The organism is Silvania confinis (genome assembly GCF_025564085.1).
Classification (GTDB): Bacteria; Pseudomonadota; Gammaproteobacteria; order Enterobacterales; family Enterobacteriaceae; genus Enterobacter; species Enterobacter confinis.
On sequence record NZ_JAMGZJ010000067.1, the window covers coordinates 105022 to 126081 of the forward strand.

18 protein-coding genes are annotated in these 21060 nt (G+C 57.0%); 4 read left to right on the top strand and 14 right to left on the bottom strand.

Features of this window, described 5'->3' with window-relative positions; all coding sequences use genetic code 11:
• Positions 1-2 precede the first annotated feature (2 nt).
• The 3 genes from glgX to asd all read right to left on the bottom strand — a co-directional run bounded on the left by glgX (position 3) and on the right by asd (position 5518).
• Positions 3-1976 (bottom strand): glycogen debranching protein GlgX, encoded by a 1974-nt coding sequence (gene glgX / locus M8013_RS04285; RefSeq protein WP_271266573.1) that lies wholly within the window; start codon positions 1974-1976, stop codon positions 3-5.
• Entirely contained in the window at positions 1973-4159 is a 2187-nt protein-coding gene (gene glgB / locus M8013_RS04290) for a 1,4-alpha-glucan branching enzyme (RefSeq protein WP_271266574.1), read from the bottom strand. Before glgB ends, glgX begins: the two co-directional genes overlap by 4 nt.
• Positions 4160-4411: 252 nt before the next feature.
• Complete coding sequence (gene asd, locus M8013_RS04295; RefSeq protein WP_271266575.1) at positions 4412-5518, bottom strand: aspartate-semialdehyde dehydrogenase; 1107 nt, start codon at positions 5516-5518, stop codon at positions 4412-4414.
• A 175-nt stretch (positions 5519-5693) separates the two neighbouring features.
• Between asd and yhgN the strand changes: the two genes are divergently transcribed.
• A complete protein-coding gene (gene yhgN, locus M8013_RS04300) occupies positions 5694-6290 on the top strand; it encodes an NAAT family transporter YhgN (protein WP_271266576.1) in 597 nt (198 codons plus the stop codon).
• Between the two features lie 830 nt (positions 6291-7120).
• Here yhgN and gntU read toward each other — a convergent pair.
• The 5 genes from gntU to M8013_RS04325 form a co-directional block, all read right to left on the bottom strand.
• Positions 7121-8461 (bottom strand): gluconate transporter, encoded by a 1341-nt coding sequence (gntU, locus tag M8013_RS04305; RefSeq protein ID WP_271266577.1) that lies wholly within the window; start codon positions 8459-8461, stop codon positions 7121-7123.
• A gap of 3 nt (positions 8462-8464) precedes the next feature.
• Complete coding sequence (gene gntK / locus M8013_RS04310; RefSeq protein ID WP_271266578.1) at positions 8465-8992, bottom strand: gluconokinase; 528 nt, start codon at positions 8990-8992, stop codon at positions 8465-8467.
• Positions 8993-9118: 126 nt separating this feature from the next.
• Positions 9119-10114, bottom strand: a complete 996-nt coding sequence (gene gntR / locus M8013_RS04315; protein ID WP_271266579.1) for a gluconate operon transcriptional repressor GntR — start codon at positions 10112-10114, stop codon at positions 9119-9121.
• A 100-nt stretch (positions 10115-10214) separates the two neighbouring features.
• Positions 10215-10910, bottom strand: coding sequence for a pirin family protein (locus tag M8013_RS04320; RefSeq protein WP_271266580.1), 696 nt, complete (start codon positions 10908-10910; stop codon positions 10215-10217).
• Between the two features lie 123 nt (positions 10911-11033).
• Positions 11034-12071 (bottom strand): oxidoreductase, encoded by a 1038-nt coding sequence (locus M8013_RS04325; RefSeq protein WP_271266581.1) that lies wholly within the window; start codon positions 12069-12071, stop codon positions 11034-11036.
• A 171-nt stretch (positions 12072-12242) separates the two neighbouring features.
• On the opposite strand from M8013_RS04325, the gene M8013_RS04330 reads away from it, so the two are divergent.
• Positions 12243-12893: a bactofilin family protein gene (locus M8013_RS04330; protein ID WP_271266582.1), complete on the top strand. Its 651-nt coding sequence runs from the start codon at positions 12243-12245 to the stop codon at positions 12891-12893.
• A gap of 218 nt (positions 12894-13111) precedes the next feature.
• Positions 13112-13600: an N-acetyltransferase gene (gene yhhY / locus M8013_RS04335; RefSeq protein ID WP_271266583.1), complete on the top strand. Its 489-nt coding sequence runs from the start codon at positions 13112-13114 to the stop codon at positions 13598-13600.
• 85 nt (positions 13601-13685) lie between these two features.
• Here the strand turns inward: yhhY and ggt are convergent, their stop codons facing one another.
• A complete protein-coding gene (gene ggt / locus M8013_RS04340; RefSeq protein ID WP_271266584.1) occupies positions 13686-15431 on the bottom strand; it encodes a gamma-glutamyltransferase in 1746 nt (581 codons plus the stop codon).
• Between the two features lie 122 nt (positions 15432-15553).
• Between ggt and M8013_RS04345 the strand changes: the two genes are divergently transcribed.
• Entirely contained in the window at positions 15554-15943 is a 390-nt protein-coding gene (locus M8013_RS04345; RefSeq protein WP_271266585.1) for a DUF2756 family protein, read from the top strand.
• Here the strand turns inward: M8013_RS04345 and ugpQ are convergent.
• The 5 genes from ugpQ to ugpB form a co-directional block, all read right to left on the bottom strand.
• Positions 15940-16680 carry a glycerophosphodiester phosphodiesterase gene (ugpQ, locus tag M8013_RS04350; RefSeq protein WP_271266586.1) on the bottom strand — a complete coding sequence of 247 codons (741 nt, stop codon included), beginning with the start codon at positions 16678-16680 and terminating at the stop codon, positions 15940-15942. The genes M8013_RS04345 and ugpQ overlap by 4 nt on opposite strands.
• On the bottom strand, positions 16677-17747 hold the full coding sequence (locus M8013_RS04355; protein ID WP_271266587.1) for a sn-glycerol-3-phosphate import ATP-binding protein UgpC: 1071 nt from the start codon (positions 17745-17747) through the stop codon (positions 16677-16679). Before M8013_RS04355 ends, ugpQ begins: the two co-directional genes overlap by 4 nt.
• 1 nt (position 17748) lies before the next feature.
• Positions 17749-18594, bottom strand: coding sequence for a sn-glycerol-3-phosphate ABC transporter permease UgpE (gene ugpE / locus M8013_RS04360; protein ID WP_271266588.1), 846 nt, complete (start codon positions 18592-18594; stop codon positions 17749-17751).
• The gene (gene ugpA, locus M8013_RS04365; RefSeq protein ID WP_271266589.1) at positions 18591-19478 is read right to left on the bottom strand and encodes a sn-glycerol-3-phosphate ABC transporter permease UgpA; all 888 of its coding nucleotides are present in this window, start codon (positions 19476-19478) and stop codon (positions 18591-18593) included. The genes ugpE and ugpA overlap by 4 nt, the downstream gene beginning before the upstream one ends.
• A gap of 159 nt (positions 19479-19637) precedes the next feature.
• The gene (gene ugpB / locus M8013_RS04370; RefSeq protein WP_271266590.1) at positions 19638-20954 is read right to left on the bottom strand and encodes a sn-glycerol-3-phosphate ABC transporter substrate-binding protein UgpB; all 1317 of its coding nucleotides are present in this window, start codon (positions 20952-20954) and stop codon (positions 19638-19640) included.
• Between the last annotated feature and the right edge of the window lie 106 nt (positions 20955-21060).

Consider the following 21060-nt stretch of genomic DNA (forward strand, 5'->3'; position numbering starts at 1 on the left):
TATCATCTCTGGAATACGCACACACCGTTTGCAGGTCCATGCCAGACTGTCATCACGACCGGATTATCTTCTCCGGCAAATGGCGGGATCGCCCGCCATTCTCCTTCAGGTAAAACAATGTCAGCGACTTCATGGGTGGCGTTAAACGTAATAAGCCAGCTATCCGAAAGCAGGATTTGCAGGCAGGGAACGCTGTTGTGCCACTCATCCGCCGCTAACGGCTGCGCGGCTTTATTCAGCCAACGCACGTTGCCATCACCCTCTTCCCACCACTGATTCAGGATGAGCGCCGGGATCTGTTGACGCAAATGGACTAGCGCAGCGGTAAACTCGACTAATCCGCTGTTTGCCTGCTGCCAGTCAAGCCAGGTTAATGGGTTATCCTGGCAGTAGGCGTTGTTGTTGCCGTGCTGGCTGTGTCCATGTTCATCCCCTGCCAGCAACATCGGCGTTCCCTGCGATAAAAGCAGCGTGGTGAGCAAGGCGTGCACGCTGGCACGGCGTCGCTCAATCACATCCAGCTTGCCACTTAACCCTTCAATACCATGGTTGTAACTGTGGTTGTTGAAGGTGCCGTCACGATTTTCTTCACCGTTGGCTTCGTTGTGTTTCTGATTGAAACAAACACAGTCGCGCAACGTAAAACCGTCATGCGCCGTCAGCAGGTTGATTGACGCCGAGGGTAGCCGTCCATTGTGTTTGAACAGATCGCTGGATGCCGCAAAACGCCCGGCGAACTCCGCCAGCGACAGATCGTGCGCCAGCCAGAAGCGGCGCGCGCTATCACGGTAATGATCGTTCCACTCCGCAAACAGCGGCGGGAAATTCCCGACCTGATAGCCGCCAGGGCCAATATCCCACGGTTCGGCAATCAGCTTGACGCGTGAGAGCAGTGGGCAGTTTTTAATGGCTTCAAACAGCGGCGACTGTGGGTTAAAGTCCGGCGTGCGGCCAATAACCGACGCCAGGTCGAAACGAAATCCGTCGACATGGAAGGTTTCAACCCAGTATTTCAGGCATTCATACGCGTATTGCGTCACCGCCGGATGGCTGAGATTGAGCGTGTTACCGCAGCCGGTCCAGTTGTGGTAATCGCCGTCCTCTCTTAACCAATAATAGCTACGGTTATCGATTCCGCGCAGGGAGAACGTCGGCCCCTCCAGATCCAGCTCGGCGCTGTGGTTCAGGACGATGTCGAGGATCACCTCAATACCCGCTTCGTGCAGCGCTTTAACCGCATCACGAAACTCGTCCCGGGCACGCGCCGGATCGGCGGCATAGCAGGGTGCAAGGGCAAACATCGCCATCGGGTTATAGCCCCAGTAGTTACTGAGGCCAAGGCGCTGCACGCGCGGCTCGCTGGCAAAATGGGCCACCGGTAGCAGCTCCAGAGCGGTAATGCCGAGCTGCCTGAAATAGGCAATCATCAGCGGATGGCCGAGCGCTTTGTAGGTGCCGCGGATCGCTTCCGGCAGGCCCGGGTGCAGATACGTCAGCCCCTTCACATGCGCTTCATAGATCACCGTCTTGCCCCAGGGGGTATTGGGCGGTGCATCGTCTTCCCAGTCGTAGTGGTCACCCACCACCACGCTTTTGGCTGCTGCCAGGGCGCTGTCGCGGTGATCCGGCGTGTCTTTACCGCCGTGCAGGACCACATCGTCGTTCAGCGTCCCGTCAACCTCCTGCGCACAGGGGTCGAGCAGCAGCTTCGACGGGTTAAAACGGTGCCCGTTGCCCGGCTCCCAGGGCCCGTGAACCCGAAAGCCGTAGTGCGTGCCGGGCCGGGCACTCTCCAGATAACCGTGCCAGATATCACCGCTGCGACCTGGAAGATCGTAGCGATGTTCATTGCCGTTGCCGTCAAACACGCAGAGTTCAACCCGCTCTGCATGGGCGGAAAAGAGGGTAAAGTTCACCCCTTTGCCGTCGTAGCTTGCGCCGAGCGGGGCGGGTTGACCGGCCGTGAGTTGGGTCATTCCCCCTCCCGAACCAGCCAGATGGTGGACAGCGGCGGCAGGGTCACGCTCAGGGAGTTTGCACGCCCGTGACTCTCCTGCTCATCGCTCTGCACTAAACCGCCGTTGCCCGCATTGCTACCGTGATAGTGCATCGAGTCGGTGTTCAGCGCCTCGCGCCATTTGCCCGGCTGATTGATACCGAAGCGGTAGTGATGGCGGGTCACCGGGGTAAAGTTGCTGGCGACGATGATTTCGTTGCCCGCTTTGTCGCGGCGGACAAAGATCAGCACCGAGCGCTCATTATCATCCACCACCAGCCACTCGAAGCCGTAGTCGTCAAAATCGAGCTCATGCAGCGCTTTGTGGTGACGATAGGTTTGGTTGAGGTCGCGGACCAGACGCTGGACGCCGTGGTGCCAGTTATCGCCGCCTTCCAGCAGATGCCAGTCGAGGCTGCTGTCGTGGTTCCACTCGCGGCCCTGAGCAAACTCGTTACCCATAAACAGCAATTTTTTGCCCGGGAAGGCAAACATCCAGCCGTAATAGGCGCGCAGGTTGGCAAACCGCTGCCACGCGTCGCCCGGCATGCGATCGAGGATCGATTTTTTGCCGTGCACCACTTCATCGTGGGAGAGCGGCAGGACAAAGTTTTCGGTGCTGTTGTAAAGCATGCCGAAGGTCAGCTTGTCGTGGTGATGTTGGCGATAGACCGGATCGAGCTTGAAGTAGTCCAGCGTGTCGTGCATCCAGCCGAGGTTCCACTTGTACCAGAAACCGAGACCGCCCATCGACGGCGGGCGAGAAACACCCGGGAAATCCGTCGACTCCTCCGCCATCGTCACCGCACCGGGCACTTGCTCACCGAGAATACGGTTGGTGCTGCGTAAAAACTCAATCGCTTCAAGGTTTTCACGCCCGCCGAATTCATTGGGGATCCACTCCCCCTCTTTGCGGCTGTAGTCGCGGTAAATCATCGACGCCACCGCATCCACGCGCAGGGCATCAATACCGAAACGTTCGATCCAGTACAGGGCGTTACCCACCAGGTAGTTAGTGACTTCCCGACGACCGTAGTTGTAGATCAGGGTATTCCAGTCCTGATGGTAGCCTTCGCGCGGATCGCTGTGCTCGTACAGGTTGGTGCCGTCGAATTCCGACAAGCCAAAATCATCGGACGGGAAGTGGCCCGGCACCCAGTCGAGGATCACGTTCAGACCGGCGGCGTGCGCGGCATTAATAAAGTAGCGGAAGTCTTCGCGGGTACCGAAACGGCGGGTCGGCGCGTACATGCCGGTGGGCTGATAGCCCCAGCTGCCGTCAAAAGGGTGCTCGTTAATCGGCAGCAGCTCAAGATGGGTAAAGCCCATCCATTTAACGTACGGCACCAGTTGATCGGCCAGCTCCCGGTAGCTGAGCCAGAAATTGTTCTCGGTATGACGACGCCAGGAACCGAGATGGACTTCATAAATCGAAATCGGCATATCGAACTGGTTGGCGCGGATACGTTCCTCGCTCAGGGCGACTTTCTCGGGCAGGCCGCAGATCAGCGAAGCGGTTTCCGGGCGCATTTGCGCTTCAAAAGCATACGGGTCGGCTTTGATACGCAGTTTGCCATGCGCATCGATCATTTCGAATTTGTAAAGTTGACCGTTTTGCGCGCCGGGGATGAACAGCTCCCAGATGCCGGTTTCGCGACGCAAGCGCATCGGATGGCGGCGACCGTCCCAGTAGTTGAACTGTCCCACGACTGAGACGCGTCGGGCATTGGGTGCCCAGACGGTAAAGCGGGTGCCGGTGATGCCGTCCATGGTGTCGGCATGGGCGCCCAGCGTTTCATATGGGCGCAGGTGCGTCCCTTCAGACAGCAGCCAGGCATCCATCTCCTTCAGCAGCGGACCAAAGCTATAGGGATCGTCGATCAGATTTTGTTGACCATGCCAGAAAACGGCGAGCTGATAGCGGAATGTGTTTTTGCGACGAGCCATCACGCCAGCAAAGAAACCGCGCGAGTCGATACACTCAAGTTGACCCACCTTGCGGCCGGTTTTTGGTTCAATCACCCAGACTTCCGTCGCGTCAGGTAACAATGCGCGGACTTCCAGCCCTGCCTCTGTGCGGTGCATACCAAGTACAGAAAACGGATCGGCAAAATGACCCGCGATAAGCGCATTAATCACGTCTCTCTCAATACGAACGGACATGGTGTTCATCCTGTTATTTTATTCGCCGCCCCCTTTCGCGCGCAGGGTGCAGCTTTAATGTGACCTGTACGGAACAGCACCTATGTGCATCCTCTCTGTTCCATCCAACTTCCAGACGAGATGCACGACATCTCGCATAAAGCATAGCCAACGCTGTGTATGACTCCTGATAAAAAAACCCACCAAATGCGTTTTAGTCCTTTATTACGCAAAAAAAGGGGTGACAAATCACCCCTTAGTATTAACAAGTTATTACGCCAGCTGGCGCAGCATCCTGCGTAGCGGCTCGGCGGCGCCCCACAAAAGCTGGTCGCCGACGGTGAAGGCGGACAAATATTCCGGCCCCATATTCAGCTTGCGCAGGCGGCCAACCGGGGTGGTTAGCGTGCCGGTGACGGCGGCGGGGGTCAGTTCACGCATCGTGATGTCGCGATCGTTGGGGACGACTTTTGCCCACTGATTGTGCGAAGCGAGCAATTCCTCCACAGTTTGTATGGATACATCTTTTTTCATTTTAATAGTGAATGCCTGGCTGTGGCAGCGCAGCGCACCCACGCGCACGCACAGACCATCAACCGGGATTGGCGAGGCGGTACGCAGAATTTTGTTGGTCTCTGCCTGGCCTTTCCACTCTTCGCGGCTCTGGCCGTTATCCAGCTGCTTGTCGATCCACGGGATCAGGCTGCCGGCCAGCGGTACGCCAAAGTTGTCCACCGGCAGGTCGCCGCTGCGGCTAAGCTGAGTCACTTTGCGTTCGATATCCAGAATCGCCGATGCCGGGTTGGCCAGTTCAGTGGCAACGTGCTGGTGCAGATGACCCATCTGGCTCAGCAGCTCGCGCATATGACGCGCGCCGCCGCCGGATGCCGCCTGATAGGTAGCCACGGAGACCCACTCCACCAGATCCTGGGCGAACAGACCGCCCAGCGACATCAGCATCAGGCTGACCGTACAGTTGCCGCCGACGAACGTTTTCACCCCGTTGTTCAGGCCGTCCGTGATGACATCCTGGTTAACCGGGTCAAGAATAATGATGGCGTCGTCTTTCATGCGCAGCGAAGAGGCCGCATCAATCCAGTATCCCTGCCAGCCGCTTTCACGAAGCTTTGGATAAATTTCGTTGGTATAATCGCCGCCCTGACAGGTAACGATAATGTCGAGCGCCTTCAGCGCTTCCAGATCAAAAGCGTCCTGAAGCGTACCGGTGGACGCAGTGCCGAATGCAGGCGCAGCCTGCCCGAGCTGGGAAGTGGAGAAGAAGACCGGACGGATGGCGTCAAAATCGCGCTCCTCAACCATGCGTTGCATGAGTACAGAGCCGACCATACCGCGCCAGCCGATAAAACCAACGTTTTTCATAGCGTGTTTTCCTGCAGAGATGTGTGCTGAATATGCGAGCCAGAATCCTACTGGCACTGCTCTCACCTTACAAAATGCAGCCAAAGTCGCAAGTGAAATAAATCAATGATTGCACTGCTATAAGTAATACCACTTATTACCACAATGAATACAGGGAGTTTGAGGGACAGATAACATGACTGAAATTATTTCTGCAGCAGTGCTGCTTATCCTGATTATGGACCCGCTCGGGAACCTGCCGATCTTCATGTCGGTACTGAAACACACTGAACCGAAGCGACGTCGGGCGATCATGATCCGCGAGCTGTTAATCGCCCTGCTGGTGATGTTTATCTTCCTGTTCGCCGGAGAAAAGATCCTCGGCTTCCTGAATTTACGCGCCGAAACAGTCTCCATCTCGGGCGGTATTATTCTGTTTTTAATCGCCATTAAGATGATTTTCCCCAGCGCCGAAGGCAGTAGCAGCGGCCTGCCCGCCGGTGAAGAGCCGTTTATCGTCCCGCTGGCGATCCCGCTGGTCGCCGGGCCAACCATTCTGGCAACCCTGATGCTGCTGTCGCATCAGTATCCGAACCAGATGAGCCATCTGGTGATCGCCCTGCTGCTGGCCTGGGGCGGCACCTTCGTCATTTTGTTGCAGTCGTCGCTGTTTTTACGCCTACTCGGCGAGAAAGGGGTTAATGCGCTGGAACGGTTGATGGGATTGATTCTGGTGATGATGGCGACGCAGATGTTCCTGGATGGGATCCGGGCGTGGATGAAGGCGGGGTGAGGTATGCCGCACGAACGATCCCCTCGCCCCTTTGGGGAGAGGGTTAGGGTGAGGGGAAACATACTGGCATCAGTGGTGGTTCCGTTCACCTTACGTTCCTTGCTGCTCTGAAACCACCGAACCGGTGAACGTGCCAGGGTGGCTCATCGCCACCCCCCTGGCAACCCGGGCTACCGGCAAGAAAATCGTCGCTACGCGATACCCTCAGCTTATTCCTTCCGCCTGACGGGGGCGGGCGCAGGTAACGTCCCTGTAAATGCGCCCTCGCCGCGCATCCATGCGCGTCGCCCCTGGCTACAGGAAACGCTTCGGCGATTTTCAGCCGGACCAGGGTATCGCTGTAAGATCTTATTTTTCTTTAATATGACATCGCTTAAATATTGCGCGCAGTTGTCTACCAGCTCAGCGAAATCGGTGTTGTGATCGAATGGCGTGGTAAATAAAGAGAGGCTCTGGAAGGCTGCTCGCATAATCAGAAATTAAATCTCCAGCAGTGAACATAGTCAGGTAAGCACAACACCCAAAGCGGCTCCCAGGTCCGGCTGAAAATCGCTGAGGTGTTGACTGGAGGCCGGGGCGAGGCGCAAGGATGCGCCGAGAGGGCGCGACCTACATGGATGTAGGATCGCGCCCGACCCGATAGCCGGAAGGAATAAGCCGAAGGGACCGCGAAGCGGCGATTTTCTTTGCCGGGAGCCCGGGTAGCCAGGGTGGTGGCGATTGAGCCACCCTGGCACGTTCACCGGTGCAGCAGTGACAGAGAAGCATTGAACGCGAAGTGAACGGAACCACCACCGTTGCCACATGTTCATCCCGCCACCCGACAAACATTAGCTCAACAGCGAAAACGCAATCATCCCGACAATCGCCCCGGTGGTGCCGAGGATGGTTTCCATCATCGTCCAGGTTTTCAGGGTTTGCGCTTCGCTGGCGCCGGTAAATTTACCGAACAACCAGAAGCCCGCGTCGTTAACGTGCGACACCACAATCGAACCGCCCGCGATACAGATAGACAGAGCTGCCATCTGCGCACCAGAGTAGTTCAGCTGTTCAATCACCGGCATCACCAGCCCTACCGCCGTTAAACAGGCGACGGTGGCAGAACCCTGGATGATACGCACCGCGGCCGCCAGCACGAAGCAGGTCACCGCAATCGGCAAGCCCATCCCGGTCAGCGCTTCGCCCAGTGCCGGGCCAACGCCGGAATCCACCAGCACCTGCTTGAACACCCCGCCCGCACCGATCACCAGCAGAATAATCCCCGCTGGCTGTAGCGCAGCACCGCAGATCTCCATCACCCGGTCTTTCGCCATGCCCTGACGCATCGCCAGGCCATAAATGGCAACCAGACAGGCGACCAGGATCGCGGTGAACGGATGGCCGATAAACTCAAACCACTGATACGCCTCAGAGCCCACCGGCACAAAGCGTGCGGCGATGGTTTTCAGGCCCACCAGCACCAGCGGCAGCAGGATCAGCGCCAGGCTAAAGCCGAACGACGGCATTTTGCTCTCGCCCAGATGCGGCTCGGTGATGTCATCAGGAATGTGCAGCTCAACGTAACGGCTAATGAAATTACCCCACAGCGGACCGGCGATCAGCATCCCCGGGATCGCCGCGCACAGACCAATCAGGATCATCCAGCCAAAGTCAGCGTGCATCTGGGAAGCCAGCAGCATCGGCGCAGGCCCCGGCAGCAGAAACGCCGCCGCTGCGGCCACGCCAGCAAACAATGGGATCACCAGCTTCACCAGGTTCGTACCGGTATGGCGCGCCATGGAGAAGGCCACGCTAATCAGCAGTACCACCGCCACTTCGAAGAACAGCGGCAGCGCGCAGATAAGACCCGCCAGACCAATGGCATAGTGCGCCCGGCTGTGACCGAAAGATTTCAGCATTTTGACGGCGATCTGATCGACCGCGCCGGTTTCATGCAGGATCTTGCCAAACATCGCGCCAAGCGCGACCACAATCGCCAGGAATCCCAGCGTTCCGCCCATCCCTTTTTCCATGGTCGCCGCGATTTTATCGAGCGGCATTCCGGAAAAGAGACCAGCACCAATAGACACCACCATCAAAGCAACGAAGGCGTGCATACGCGCCTTCATCACTAAAAACAGCAGTAACAGCACGGAGCCGACTGCTGTCAAAACAAGCGTTAAAGTACTCAAAACTTACTGCCTTTTATTAATGACCTCAATGGTGCTTGCCACCACACCGTCTAACGGCTGGTCGATATTCACCACCAGCACATCACTTTCGTCCGCGCCCGGCTCTTGCAGCGTGTCGAACTGGGTTACCAGCATCTGCGTTTTGAAGAAGTGCCCTTTGCGCGCTTTCAGGCGGTTTTCGATAACCTCGAAATCCCCTTTCAGGTAGACGAATGACAGGTTCGGGTTCCCTTCACGCAGCTGGTCGCGATAGGTCTTTTTCAGTGCAGAACAGACAATCAACGACACCTTATTGGTGCGCTGCATGGCAAACGCTGCATCGTTCAGCGCCTGTAACCAGGGTTTACGATCGTCGTCGTTCAGCGGTTCGCCGGAGGCCATTTTATTGATGTTGCTGCGCGGATGGAGGAAGTCGCCATCAAGAAACGCGGCATGGAGTTGATGCGCCACTTCGCTGGCGACGGCAGATTTACCGCTACCGGAAACGCCCATCAGGACGTAAACGTGGTGATCGAGATTCGTCGTGCTCAAAGGGAGTCCCTCAGTCAATTGTTACGGGTAACAGTTATCGGTAACATTGTCCTGCCAGGGCAAAAGAGAAGCAATATCCAAACGTGCGCGAAGTGAATAAGTGTGAGCTAGTTCAAATTTGTCAGACTAGATTGATCCACCTGGTGACAGCGTGAAACCTAAATCTAACATTTTAGGGCTCACCGTCTCGCCACGAATGCGCGCCAGCAGGCGTTCGGCACCGATGCGTCCCATGCGTTCACGCGGCGTCAGGACGCTCGCCAGACGCGGCTCCATCACCTGGCCAATGTCGTGACCGTGGAAACCGGCAATCGCCATATCACCCGGGATGGAAAGTCCCAGCCGCTGGCATTCGAAGGCGGCGCCCACCGCGAGGTCATCGTTAGTACAGAAGATGCCGTCAAGCTGCGGATACTCGCGACGGGCCTGACGCATCAGCTCAATGCCCGAGGTGTAGGAAGAGGATTGTTCGACCATCACGCTGTACGGGGTTAAGTTGGCATCGAGCATCGCCTGCTCGTATCCCTTCTGTTTGATGATAGTACGTTCGTCCAGACGTGCGCCAAGATAGGCGACATGGCGATGGCCGCGGGCAATGATGGCCGCCGTCATCTGACGTGCGGCTTCGAAGTTGTCGAACCCGACTGCGATATCCAGGCACGGCGACTGGCTGTCCATCAGCTCGAGCACCGGAATGCCCGCCACTTCAATCATCTTCAGGGTGCGCGCGGTGTGGGTACGTTCGGTAAGGATCAGGCCGTCAATGTTCCAGGAAAGCATCGACTCCAGACGTTCCTCTTCCAGTTCCGGCTTGTAGCCGTAGTGGGCGAGCATGGTCTGATAACCAAAGGCGTCGGTCACGCTTTCGATACCGCGCAGCACTTCGGCGAAAACCTGGTTGGTCAGGGAAGGAAGCAGGACGCCCACCGCACGGCTGGTCGCATTGGAGAGAATATCCGGGGCGCGGTTGGGGATATAACCCAGTTCATCGAGAGCCGCAGCGATCTTGCCACGCAACGCCACGGAAACCTGTTCCGGGTTACGTAAAAAACGGCTGACCGTCATTTTAGTCACACCGACGCGATCGGCTACATCCTGAAGTACGGGTCTTTTCTTTTTCATCGTCCTGGGAGAGATCGGTAGCAAAACATTCTCCCAGTTTATCACGGACAAAGGCCAACCTTCCCCTGCGAAAAAGGAAGGTTGGCCTTTTATTTAAGATTTAGACCGGCGGCAGGTCGAACAACAGTACTTCAGCCGCGCTGTCGGCATGAATGGAAATGGCCTGCTCATCCCAGATCGCCAGACCATCGCTGGTGGTGGCTTTGGTGCCGTTAATGGTCACATCGCCTTTTACCACCTGGATCCACACTTTACGGTTAGCGGCAATCTGATGCACAGACTGTTCGTCTTTCACCAGCGCCCAGCGGTACAGCTCCATGTCCTGATGCACTTTCAGCGAGCCGTCACGCGCATCCGGCGACAGCACCAGCTGTTTGCCCTGCTCGGCGTCAAAACGACGCTGCTCGTAGCGCGGGGTGATGCCTTTTTCTTCTGGAATGATCCAGATTTGATACAGGTGCAGTTTTTCCGTTTTGCTCGGGTTGTACTCCGAGTGACGCACCCCGGTACCTGCGGTCATGATCTGGAACTCACCGGCCGGAACCTGCTCTTTATTGCCCATGCTGTCCTGGTGCTCAACCGCCCCTTCCAGCACGTAGGTCAGGATTTCCATGTCTTTGTGCGGGTGAGTACCAAAGCCCTGGCCTGCGTCGATCACGTCATCGTTAATCACCCGCAGCGCCGAGAAGCCCATAAAATTCGGGTCATAATAATCAGCGAACGAGAAGCTGTGCCAGGAGTCCAGCCAGCCATGATTTGCGTGACCACGGTCGTTTGCTTTGCGTAAGAAGATCATTGTTTTTACCCTCAGTTCGTTTCGATGGAGTAAGTGTGGACGCAATCGGACTGGGATCATAGAGGGTGAAAATTGACTCCTCTGTTCAAAAATTGTGAACAAGTCCAGAGGAGTCTGACAGCCTTATTTAGCAAGGGTTACCGTGGCAGGTGAGGCCTGCTCGAAGGCCCGTTCAAGGATTTCAAGATTGGTCATAACTTCAATTTCCTTGACGTAATTTGGCGTGCCGTTGGTCAGCGTTTCAAACAGCGCATCGTAGACCTGACCGTAGTCGCCGGTGTCCGGTTTGATCGTTTCTTTGACGGTGATGCCCTCGGCGTTGACGTACTCCAGCAGGCCAACGGAATCATCCGCCGCAAACCCTGCGTCGCCCGGCATGATATTGGCCTTCAGGCTGGTTTCCTGCTGGTCGATACCGTATTTGATAAACGATCCCTGGGTGCCGTGGACGATAAATTTGGGGTAATCGGTCTTCACCAGATGGCTGGTTTTGACGATCGCTTTCAGGTCGCCGTAGAACAGCTGCGCTTCGAAGGTATCGTCCGGGTTAGCTTTGTTACGCAGGCTGCGGATGTCGTAGGCCACATGATCCGGGCGGCCAAACAGAGAGATAATCTGGTCCATGGTATGCACGCCCAGGCCATAGAAAGATCCATCCTGCGGCAGGCCAGGCTTGGTTTCTGCCACCGGGCGGTAATAATCGAAGTGGCTTTCGATTTCGACGATCTCGCCGAGCTTACCGCTCTCAATCGCCTTTTTAGCGGTCAGGAAGCAGGTATCGAAACGACGGTTCTGGTACGGGGTGACGGTCAGCCCTTTTTGCTTAGCCAGCTCAAACAGTGTTTTCGCTTCGGCGAGGGTCGGGGTGAAAGGTTTCTCCACCAGCACGTTTTTACCCGCTTCAAGGGCACGCTTTGCGTACTCAAAATGGCTGTCGGCATGGGTACAGACGATCACCAGCTTCACCTGCGGGTCGTTCAGCACCTCATCCAGATCGCTGGTGAAATGGATATGGGAATACTGCGGGTGCTGCTCGTCTGGCTTCGGGTGGCGGCGGAAAATATGCGCCACATGCCAGCTCGCTTTGCGGTTCAGAACATACGGAAGGTGGTACCGGGTGGTGCTTTTACCAAATCCAATAAATGCGCAGTGCAGTGTCATGATGTTATTCCTGGCTAAGGTCCCTGCTTTCACCATAGCGCAACCCGGCGGTGAAATATATTTCTATAACGAATCCTAAAATGGCGGCCTGAACCTTGATCCTGGCCGAAATTATCAGGATAAGGAGACGGCCAAAACCCATGCTCGCGAAAGGAGTCGCGCTGGTTTTCTATGGAAAGAAAATATCTCGCCTTAAACAGTGCGCTCCTCTTTTGGCTGCTCGCGCTGATCGCCTGGTGCGTCAACGTACCGCCTCTTGCGTGGCTGCTCGCCGCATCGAGCCTGGTGGCCCTTATCACATTCCTTCTTCTCAACCCGGTAAACATCATGTTTAAAAAAACGAAAATCATTGAAATGGACAAACCAGCCGACATTCTGCCCCCGACCACGTTCGTTGAAAAAGAGCCCACCGCCAGCGAAAAACACGGCACCACCGTTATTGCCAGCGATGTGTGCGTCGAGGGCAACATCGTCTCCGGCGGCCACGTCTACGTTCACGGCACGCTGAACGGCAATATTGATTCCAGAGAGAGCCTGATAAAAATCATGCGTGGGGGTCTGGTTGAGGGCAACATTACCTGCCGGGAGCTGATTATCGATGGCAAGGTGATCGGCCAGTGCAGCAGCGACATCGTCGAAATCTGCGAGCACGGTCAGGTCACCGGCACTCTGGCGTACCGCACGCTGGCGGTTAAAAAAGGGGGAGCGTTTTCCGGCCAGGCGGAGGTGTTACCCGCCGTTGCAGAGAAGAACAACGTGGTGGGCCTGATGAAAGACATCGCACCTGAAACGTTAGTGGACGTACAAATCCATACCCTCTGAGCAAAAAAAAAGCCAGCTAGAAGCTGGCTAAAATAATACTGGAAGCAATGTGAGCAATGTCGTGCTTTCAGGTTTCCGTAGCGGACTCCCTGAACGCGAGACAATAATAATCATTCTCATTCGCACTTGTCCAATACTTTTTGCAAAAAAAGGCGGTTGACTCGAATTTTAAAGTCAACGATGTTGAAAGGGACATTAACCAACAGAGGAACACAGGAATGAGTGAGATAGTGATACGCCACGCTGAACCGAAAGATGCCGACGCTTTACGCCAGAATTATATGCATCCCGGGGTGTATCACGACACGCTACAACTACCTCATCCTTCTCTGGAAATGTGGCAGGAACGCCTGGTGGTCAAACCCGGAATGCGGCGGCTGGTGGCCTGCATCGATGATAACCTCGTCGGTGATATCGCCATCCAGGTAGAGCAGAGTCCACGGCGCAGCCATGTGGCCACCTTTGGCATCAGCGTTGCGGCGCATGCTCAGGGGCGTGGGGTGGGCAGCGCGTTAATGCGTGAAATGGTCAATCTGTGTGATAACTGGCTGCGAGTTGAACGTATTGAGCTGACGGTATTTGCCGATAATCCCTCTGCGCTGGCGTTGTATCGGAAATTTGGTTTTGAAACTGAAGGCACCGGGAAGAAATTCGCCCTGCGCGACGGCGAGTATGTGGATGCCTTGTATATGGCGCGCATGAAGTAACCCCGTAAATTGCCCGGTGGCGCTACGCTTACCAGGCCTGCAGATTTCAGTAGGCCGGGCAAACGCAGTGCCGCCCGGCACACACTCAGTACCCCGCCGTCAAATCATCCACCGAACGCGGATCCGATGCCCCATACAGCGCACCGTCCGGTCCGACCATAATGCTCTGGGTACTGCCCATCGCCTCTTTCACCGCCACTTTTTGCCCACGCTGCTCCAGCAGCTTCAGGGTATCCGGGCTGAAGCCTTTTTCCACCCGCAGCTCATCCGGCAGCCACTGGTGATGGAAGCGCGGCGCGTTGGTGGCTTCTGCCACGTTCATCCCAAAATCAATGCTGTTCACCACCATTTGTAGCACGGTAGTGATAATCCGGCTTCCGCCTGGGCTACCGGTCACCAGCCAGGTTTTACCGTCTTTCACCACAATGGTCGGTGACATTGACGACAGCGGACGCTTCTTCGGCCCGACGGCATTGGCATCGCCGCCCACTAACCCGTAGACGTTCGGCACGCCTGGCTTGGCAGAAAAATCATCCATCTCGTTGTTCAGTAAAATTCCGCTGTTGCCCGCCACAATCCCGGTACCGAAGGTGGTGTTCAGGGTGTAGGTTACCGCCACCGCATTACCGTCTTTATCCATCACCGAGAAGTGGGTGGTTTGGTTACTTTCGTAGGGTGCCAGCTTGCCGGGGCGGATCTCGCTCGACGGTTTGGCTTTGTTGATGTCGATCTGGTCGGCAAGGGATTTGGCATAGGCTTTATCCGTCAACGCCTGCCACGGCACTTTGACGAAATCCGGATCGCCCAGATACTCCGAGCGGTCAGCGTAGGCATATTTTTCCGCCTCGGCCATGACCTGCATCGTATCGGCGCTGCCGAAGCCAAATTTGTGCATATCGAAGTTTTCGAGGATGTTGAGGATCTGCACGATGTGGATCCCGCCCGAAGACGGCGGCGGCATCGAGAACACCTGATACCCGCGATACTCCCCGCTGATCGGCTTACGCTCCACGGCTTTGTATTCGGCGAGATCGGCTTTGGTCATCAGCCCGCCGTTCTTCTTCATCTCCTCGGCAATCTGATCGGCGATCGCCCCTTTATAGAAGGCATCCGGGCCGTTTTCGGCAATCATCTCCAGGCTTTTCGCCAGATTGGTCTGCACCAGCTTGTCGCCCTTTTTCAGTGGCTCGCCGTCTTTCCAGAAGATCGCCTTGCTGTTCTCGTGGTTGGGAAGCACTTCACTGCCGTAGGTTTTTAGATCGTCGGCCAGCGCATCGTTGACCACAAAACCGTCGCGCGCCAGCTTGAAGGCAGGCTGCACCACTTTGTTGAGCGGCAGGGTGCCGTATTTATCCAGCGCCAGCGAGAATCCGGCCACGGTGCCCGGCGTGCCGGTTGCCAGATGAGAGGTGAGTGATTTTTTGCTGTCGGCGTTGCCCTGATCGTCGAGGAACATGTCGCGCGTGGCCTGATTCGGGGCCATCTCGCGGAAATCGATCGCGGTGGTGACGCCGTCTTTGGTGCGCAGCATCATAAACCCGCCGCCGCCGAGGTTACCCGCCTGCGGGTGCGTCACTGCCAGCGCGTAACCCACTGCCACCGCCGCATCCACGGCATTCCCGCCCTGCTTGAGAATATCCACCCCCACCTGGGTGGCGAGCGCATCCACCGAGGCGACCATCCCCTTCTGCGCCCGCACGGGATGGAAAACATCCTCTTCCACCCCATACGACACGGGCGCTGCCGCCGGAGGCGTCGCTGCCACGCTAAACGTACCGCCTGCCATCAGGGCGGCGATAGCGACCCAGCGTATAAACCTTGGTTTCATCATTGTTATTCTCCAGGTACAGGGACTCACGCTCCCGCTTAAGCCTGGTTCATAACTCTTAAAAAATCATTGTGCTGGCGGATCCGAGATAAACTTAGAGAAGGCCTCAGACGGAGGAAATAACCATGAAACGACTGATTCTTGTGGCGGCGCTATTGCCGTTTGCCGTGTTAGCACAGCCAATTAACACCCTGAACAATCCGAACCAGCCGGGCTATCAAAACCCCAGCCAGCAGCGGATGCAGAACGAAATGCAGGTTCAGCAGCAGCAGCAAAGCCGGATGCTCAATCAGCAAATGCAGAGCCAAACGCGTACGCAGCAGCAGAATCTGCAAACGCAGATCAACAACAATACCCAGCGCGTCCAGCAGAGCCAGCCAGGGGGGCAAGTGCTGCCCAACACCAGTGGCAGCATGTTGAGCAGTGGAGAGTCTTCAAGCGGTGGGATGCAGCAGCAACATATGCTGCCGCAGCAGCAGCCTCAGCAAAACAGTGGCATGCTGAATAATCCTTAGGGCTGAAAGTCCGGGCCAATCAGCGCAATCGCATCGGTACAGATGCAGTCCACGCCCCAGCCCAGCAGTTCAGCTGCGCGCTGGGGTTGGTTGACGGTATACACCAGGATACGTAACCCGGCGGCTTTGATGTCGTCCACCCGCGCTTCATCCAGCAGGCGGTGATTAAGGTGGATCGACACGCAGCCCAGCCGGGCGGTCAGCGCGCGCCAGTCGTCACGCCATTCATCCAGCAATAAGCCGCGCGGCAGCTCAGGGGCTGCCGCCTGCGCCGCTTCCAGCGCATCGATCTCAAACGACGACAGCAGCGGTGCGGGCATACCTTCCCACAGCTCGCGCGCCGCCAGGGCAATCACTTTGCCCGTCAGCGGCCCGCTGCCAGTGGTGGGTTTGATCTCAATGTTCGCCATCATGCCATGCTGCCGACAGCGGTCGGCGACTTCGGCCAGCAGTGGCAGCGGCTCACCTTTGAATTCCTTACCAAACCAGCTTCCGGCATCGACCTTCAGCAGATCGCGCCACGGTAGCGCCCCCGCCACGCCCCAGCCGTTGCTGGTGCGCTCAAGGTTATCGTCGTGCAGCAGGAAAATTTCGCCGTCCTGGGACAGCTTGGCGTCAAACTCAATCATCGTATGGCCGTAATGCGCGCCAACGTCAATCGCCGCCAGGGTGTTCTCCGGCGCCAGTTTACCGCCGCCCCGGTGGGCGACGATGTGGGGATACGGCCAGTTACTCATACGCGTTGTCCTGTTTCACCATCGAATAAGTGCAGGTGATTTTCTGGCAGATGCAGCCACAGCGTGCTGCCTGCTTGCGGGCGCTCCTGATGCGACATGCGCACCACCAGCTTCTGCTCGCCCCAGCGTCCGTGCGCCAGGTTATCGGCGCCCAGCATCTCCAGGGTGTCCATGACCAGCGGCACCCCACCTTCTGCCTGCGAGCTTAACGCAATATGTTCCGGGCGGATACCGAGGGTCATTTTGCGCCCGGCATAACCGCGATAGAACCAGTTAACCGGCAGCGCCATGCCACTCTCCAGCTCAAAGTGGGTGCCTGAGCTGCTGATGCGGCCTTCCAGCAGGTTCATCGCCGGGCTGCCGATAAAGCTCGCTACAAAGCGGCTGGCGGGTTTTTCGTACACTTCCACCGGGGTGCCAATCTGCTCGGCAATGCCTTTGTTCATCACCATCACGCGCTGGGCGAGGGTCATCGCCTCCACCTGATCGTGGGTGACGTACAGAGAGGTGGTTTTCAGCCGCCGGTGCAGGTGCTGCAGCTCCAGACGCATCTGCACCCGCAGCTTGGCGTCGAGGTTAGACAGCGGCTCATCGAACAGAAACACCGCCGGATCGCGCACAATAGCGCGGCCCATCGCCACGCGCTGGCGCTGGCCGCCAGAGAGCTCGCGCGGGCGGCGCTTGAGCAGTTCGTCCAGCTCCAGAATGCGCGCCGCCTCTTTGACACGCTCCTCAATATGGCCCTTGCCCATCCCGCGGATTTTCAGCCCCCAGGCCATGTTCTCTTCCACACTCATGTGCGGATAAAGCGCATAGTTCTGGAACACCATCGCAATGCCTCTGTCTTTCGGCTCCATCTCAGTCACCCGCTTGCGGTCGATCCAGATATCGCCGCTGGTGACGCGCTCGAGCCCGGCGACCATGCGCAGCAGGGTGGATTTACCACAGCCGGACGGGCCGACCATCACGATAAACTCGCCGTCCGCCACGTCGAGCGTTAACGGCTGAATAACCTGGGTTTTGCCATCCCAGCTTTTGGTGACTGCCTGTAATTTTAATCCTGCCATTTTATTTCTCGCTATCGACCAGGCCGCGGACAAATGCGCGCTGCATGGCTAAAACTATGACGACGGGTGGGATAAGGGTGAGCAGCATCGCCGCCATCACCTGGTTCCAGAGGGTGGTGCCTTCGCCGGTAGAGATCATCCCTTTGATGCCCGCCACGGCGGTGCCGAGATTAACGTCCTGCACAATCAGCAGCGGCCACAGGTACTGGTTCCAGCCGTAGATAAAGGTGATCACGAACAGCGCCGCAAGGTTGGTGCGCGAGAGCGGCAGCACGATGTCGCGGAAAAAGCGCATCGGCGAGGCACCGTCGATACGGGCCGCTTCAATCAGCTCGTCCGGCAAGGTCATAAAGAACTGACGGAACAGGAAGGTGGCGGTCGCCGAGGCCATCAGCGGCAGAGTTAACCCGGCGTAGCTGTCGAGCATCCCCAGGTTGGCGATCACTTCCACCGTCGGGAAGATACGCACTTCGACCGGCAGCATCAGGGTGATAAAAATCATCCAGAAGAACAGATTGCGCAGCGGAAAGCGGAACCAGACGATGGCGAAGGCCGAGAGCATCGACACCACGATTTTGCCCACCGTAATGCCGAACGCCATGATGAAGCTATTGAGCATCATCAGCCAGAACGGGGCGCTGTTGACCCCCACGCCCTGGGTCCAGATGATCGCCATATTCTCAAAAAGATGGCCGCCGGGGATCAGCGTCATCGGGGTTTCAAAGATGGCGTTTCGGTCCAGCGTGGCGGCCACAAAGGCCACGTACAGCGGGAACAGGATCACCAGAATGCCGAGGATCAGCATGGTGTGGCTGAAAATCGTCAGCCCGCGACGGTTCTCAATCATTGGTAGCGCACCTTACTTTCGACGTAGCGGAACTGCACCACCGTCAGGATGATGACGAGGAACATCAACACTACCGACTGGGCAGCAGAGGCCGACAGATCCAGCCCGGCAAAGCCTTCGCGGTAGATCTTATAGATAAGCGTGGTGGTGGCCTGTACCGGGCCGCCTGCGGTGGCGGCGTCGATCACCGGGAAGGTGTCGAAGAAGGCGTACACCAGGTTGACCACCAGCAGGAAGAAACTCACCGGGGCGATCAGCGGCAGCGCCAGCTTGAAGAAGCGACGCACCGGGCCTGCACCGTCAATGGCGGCTGCTTCCACCAGCGAGCGCGGAATAGACTGCAGCGCGGCAAAGAAGAACAGGAAGTTGTAGCTGATCTGCTTCCACACCGAGGCGAAGACCACCAGGAACATGGCCTGACCGCTGTTCTGCGCGTGGTTCCAGTCGTAACCAAACTCCCCGAGGAAATGGGTAATCAGGCCGCGACCCGGGTTAAAGAGGAAAATCCACAGCACGGCGGCGACGGCCGGTGCCACGGCGTAGGGCAGCAACATCAGGGTCTGATACAACCGACTGCCGCGCACAACGTAATCCACCAGTGCGGCGAAGAACAATGAGGCAACAAGGCCGCTGACGGTGACCATGGCGCTGAATTTGATCGTCGTCCAGAAAGAGTCCAGATAGTAGCTGTCGTGCCACAACGCGGCAAAGTTATCCAGACCAACAAACTGACTCGACAGCCCAAACGGATCAACGCTTTGTACCGAGTACCACAGCGCTTCGCCCGCAGGCCAGATAAAGAAGATAACGGTGATCGCCAGCTGTGGCGCAACCAGCAGGTACGGCAGCCAGCGCGAACGGAACACCGGACGGGATGATGACATTGAGATTTGATTCCTGAACAGTGCCGGGTGGCGGCTTCGCCTTACCCGGCCTACGATTTCGGTTTTCTCCCTCTCCCCGTGGGAGAGGGTTGGGGTGAGGCTATTAGCCCGCACGAACCCTGCAGGCCCGGTAAGCTACGCGTCACCGGGCCATTCACATTACGATTTGGTTGACTGCTCGAAGCGGCGCAGCAGCTGGTTACCACGCTCAACCGCGGAATCCAGCGCCTGCTGTGGCTCTTTCTTACCGGTCCACACGCTTTCCAGCTCTTCATCGACAATGGTACGGATCTGCGGCATGTTGCCCAGACGCATACCCTTGGTGTACGGCATCGGCGGCTTGTTCAGCATCTGACGCGTTGCAATATCCGCACCTGGATTTTTGTCATAGAAGCCCTGCTCGCGGGTCAGGTCGTAAGCGGCTTTGGTGATCGGCAGGTAGCCGGTCTTCTGGTGCCACTCGGCGGCATTTTCCGGTTTCGCCAGGAACTCGAGGAACTCCGCTACGCCTTTGTAGGTGCCGTTGTCTTTGCCCTGCATCACCCACAGGCTTGCGCCGCCGATGATGGCGTTCTGCGGTGCGCCTTTAGCTTCAACATCGTATGGCATCATGCCCACGCCGTAGTTAAATTTGGCGTAGTGACGGATATCCGCCAGCGAGCCGGACGAGGCGGTGGTGATCGCACAGTCGCCGCTGTAGAACTTCTCGGTAGATTCGTCTTTACGTCCGAAGTAGCTGAAATCGCCCTTCTTGTTCAGTTCCTGCAGCAAGGCAATGTGCTTCACCTGCTCCGGCTTGTTGAATTCCAGTACCGCGTCGGTGCCGTCAAAGCCGTTGTTTTTGGTCGCGACCGGCAGGCCATGCCAGGCGCTGAAGTTTTCGATCTGGATCCAGCCCTGCCAGCCACTGGCGTAGCCGCATTTCATGCCGGAAGCTTTCAATTTAGCGGTGTACGCGGCCAGATCCTGCCAGGTTTTTGGCGGCTGCTCCGGGTCTAAACCGGCTTTCTTGAAGGCGTCTTTGTTGTAATACAGCACCGGGGTGGAGCTGTTAAACGGCTGGGACAGCAGGTGCCCGGTTTTAGAATCGGTGTAATAACCCGAGACGGTCGGCACGAACTGCGATTCGTCGAACGTAATGCCCGCATCCTTAAACACTTCGTACACCGGTTTAATGGCTTTCGATGCCATCATGGTGGCGGTGCCCACTTCATAAACCTGTAACAGCGCCGGGGCGTTGCCGGTACGGAAGGCGGCGATACCTGCGCTCAGGCTCTGTTCGTAGTTACCTTTGTACACCGGCACAATTTTGTAATCCGGATGGGTGTCGTTGAAACGCTGCGCCAGGGAATCAACTTCTTTACCCAACTCCCCTTCCATGGAATGCCAGAACGGAATGCTGGTGACAGCCATTGCATTCGTCGCAAAAGCCAGACCAACTGCCAGACCCAAAGCTGTGTGTCGTAACGATGTCATTGTCATCTCTCTTATTGTGCCGGATGCGCGATATCACGCGTTTTATGCTCGCGAGGTAACATGACATGCGCGAATGACAGAAAAATAACCGTTTTTTTACAAAGAG

Excerpts from the sequence above, each read along its gene's own strand:
- glgX (WP_271266573.1), bottom strand. The coding sequence starts at position 1,976 with ATGACCCAACTCACGGCCGGTCAACCCGCCCCGCTCGGCGCAAGCTAC.
- glgB (WP_271266574.1), bottom strand. The coding sequence starts at position 4,159 with ATGTCCGTTCGTATTGAGAGAGACGTGATTAATGCGCTTATCGCGGGT.
- asd (WP_271266575.1), bottom strand. The coding sequence starts at position 5,518 with ATGAAAAACGTTGGTTTTATCGGCTGGCGCGGTATGGTCGGCTCTGTA.
- yhgN (WP_271266576.1), top strand. The coding sequence starts at position 5,694 with ATGACTGAAATTATTTCTGCAGCAGTGCTGCTTATCCTGATTATGGAC.
- gntR (WP_271266579.1), bottom strand. The coding sequence starts at position 10,114 with ATGAAAAAGAAAAGACCCGTACTTCAGGATGTAGCCGATCGCGTCGGT.
- M8013_RS04320 (WP_271266580.1), bottom strand. The coding sequence starts at position 10,910 with ATGATCTTCTTACGCAAAGCAAACGACCGTGGTCACGCAAATCATGGC.
- M8013_RS04325 (WP_271266581.1), bottom strand. The coding sequence starts at position 12,071 with ATGACACTGCACTGCGCATTTATTGGATTTGGTAAAAGCACCACCCGG.
- M8013_RS04330 (WP_271266582.1), top strand. The coding sequence starts at position 12,243 with ATGGAAAGAAAATATCTCGCCTTAAACAGTGCGCTCCTCTTTTGGCTG.
- yhhY (WP_271266583.1), top strand. The coding sequence starts at position 13,112 with ATGAGTGAGATAGTGATACGCCACGCTGAACCGAAAGATGCCGACGCT.
- ggt (WP_271266584.1), bottom strand. The coding sequence starts at position 15,431 with ATGATGAAACCAAGGTTTATACGCTGGGTCGCTATCGCCGCCCTGATG.
- M8013_RS04345 (WP_271266585.1), top strand. The coding sequence starts at position 15,554 with ATGAAACGACTGATTCTTGTGGCGGCGCTATTGCCGTTTGCCGTGTTA.
- ugpQ (WP_271266586.1), bottom strand. The coding sequence starts at position 16,680 with ATGAGTAACTGGCCGTATCCCCACATCGTCGCCCACCGGGGCGGCGGT.
- M8013_RS04355 (WP_271266587.1), bottom strand. The coding sequence starts at position 17,747 with ATGGCAGGATTAAAATTACAGGCAGTCACCAAAAGCTGGGATGGCAAA.
- ugpE (WP_271266588.1), bottom strand. The coding sequence starts at position 18,594 with ATGATTGAGAACCGTCGCGGGCTGACGATTTTCAGCCACACCATGCTG.
- ugpA (WP_271266589.1), bottom strand. The coding sequence starts at position 19,478 with ATGTCATCATCCCGTCCGGTGTTCCGTTCGCGCTGGCTGCCGTACCTG.
- ugpB (WP_271266590.1), bottom strand. The coding sequence starts at position 20,954 with ATGACATCGTTACGACACACAGCTTTGGGTCTGGCAGTTGGTCTGGCT.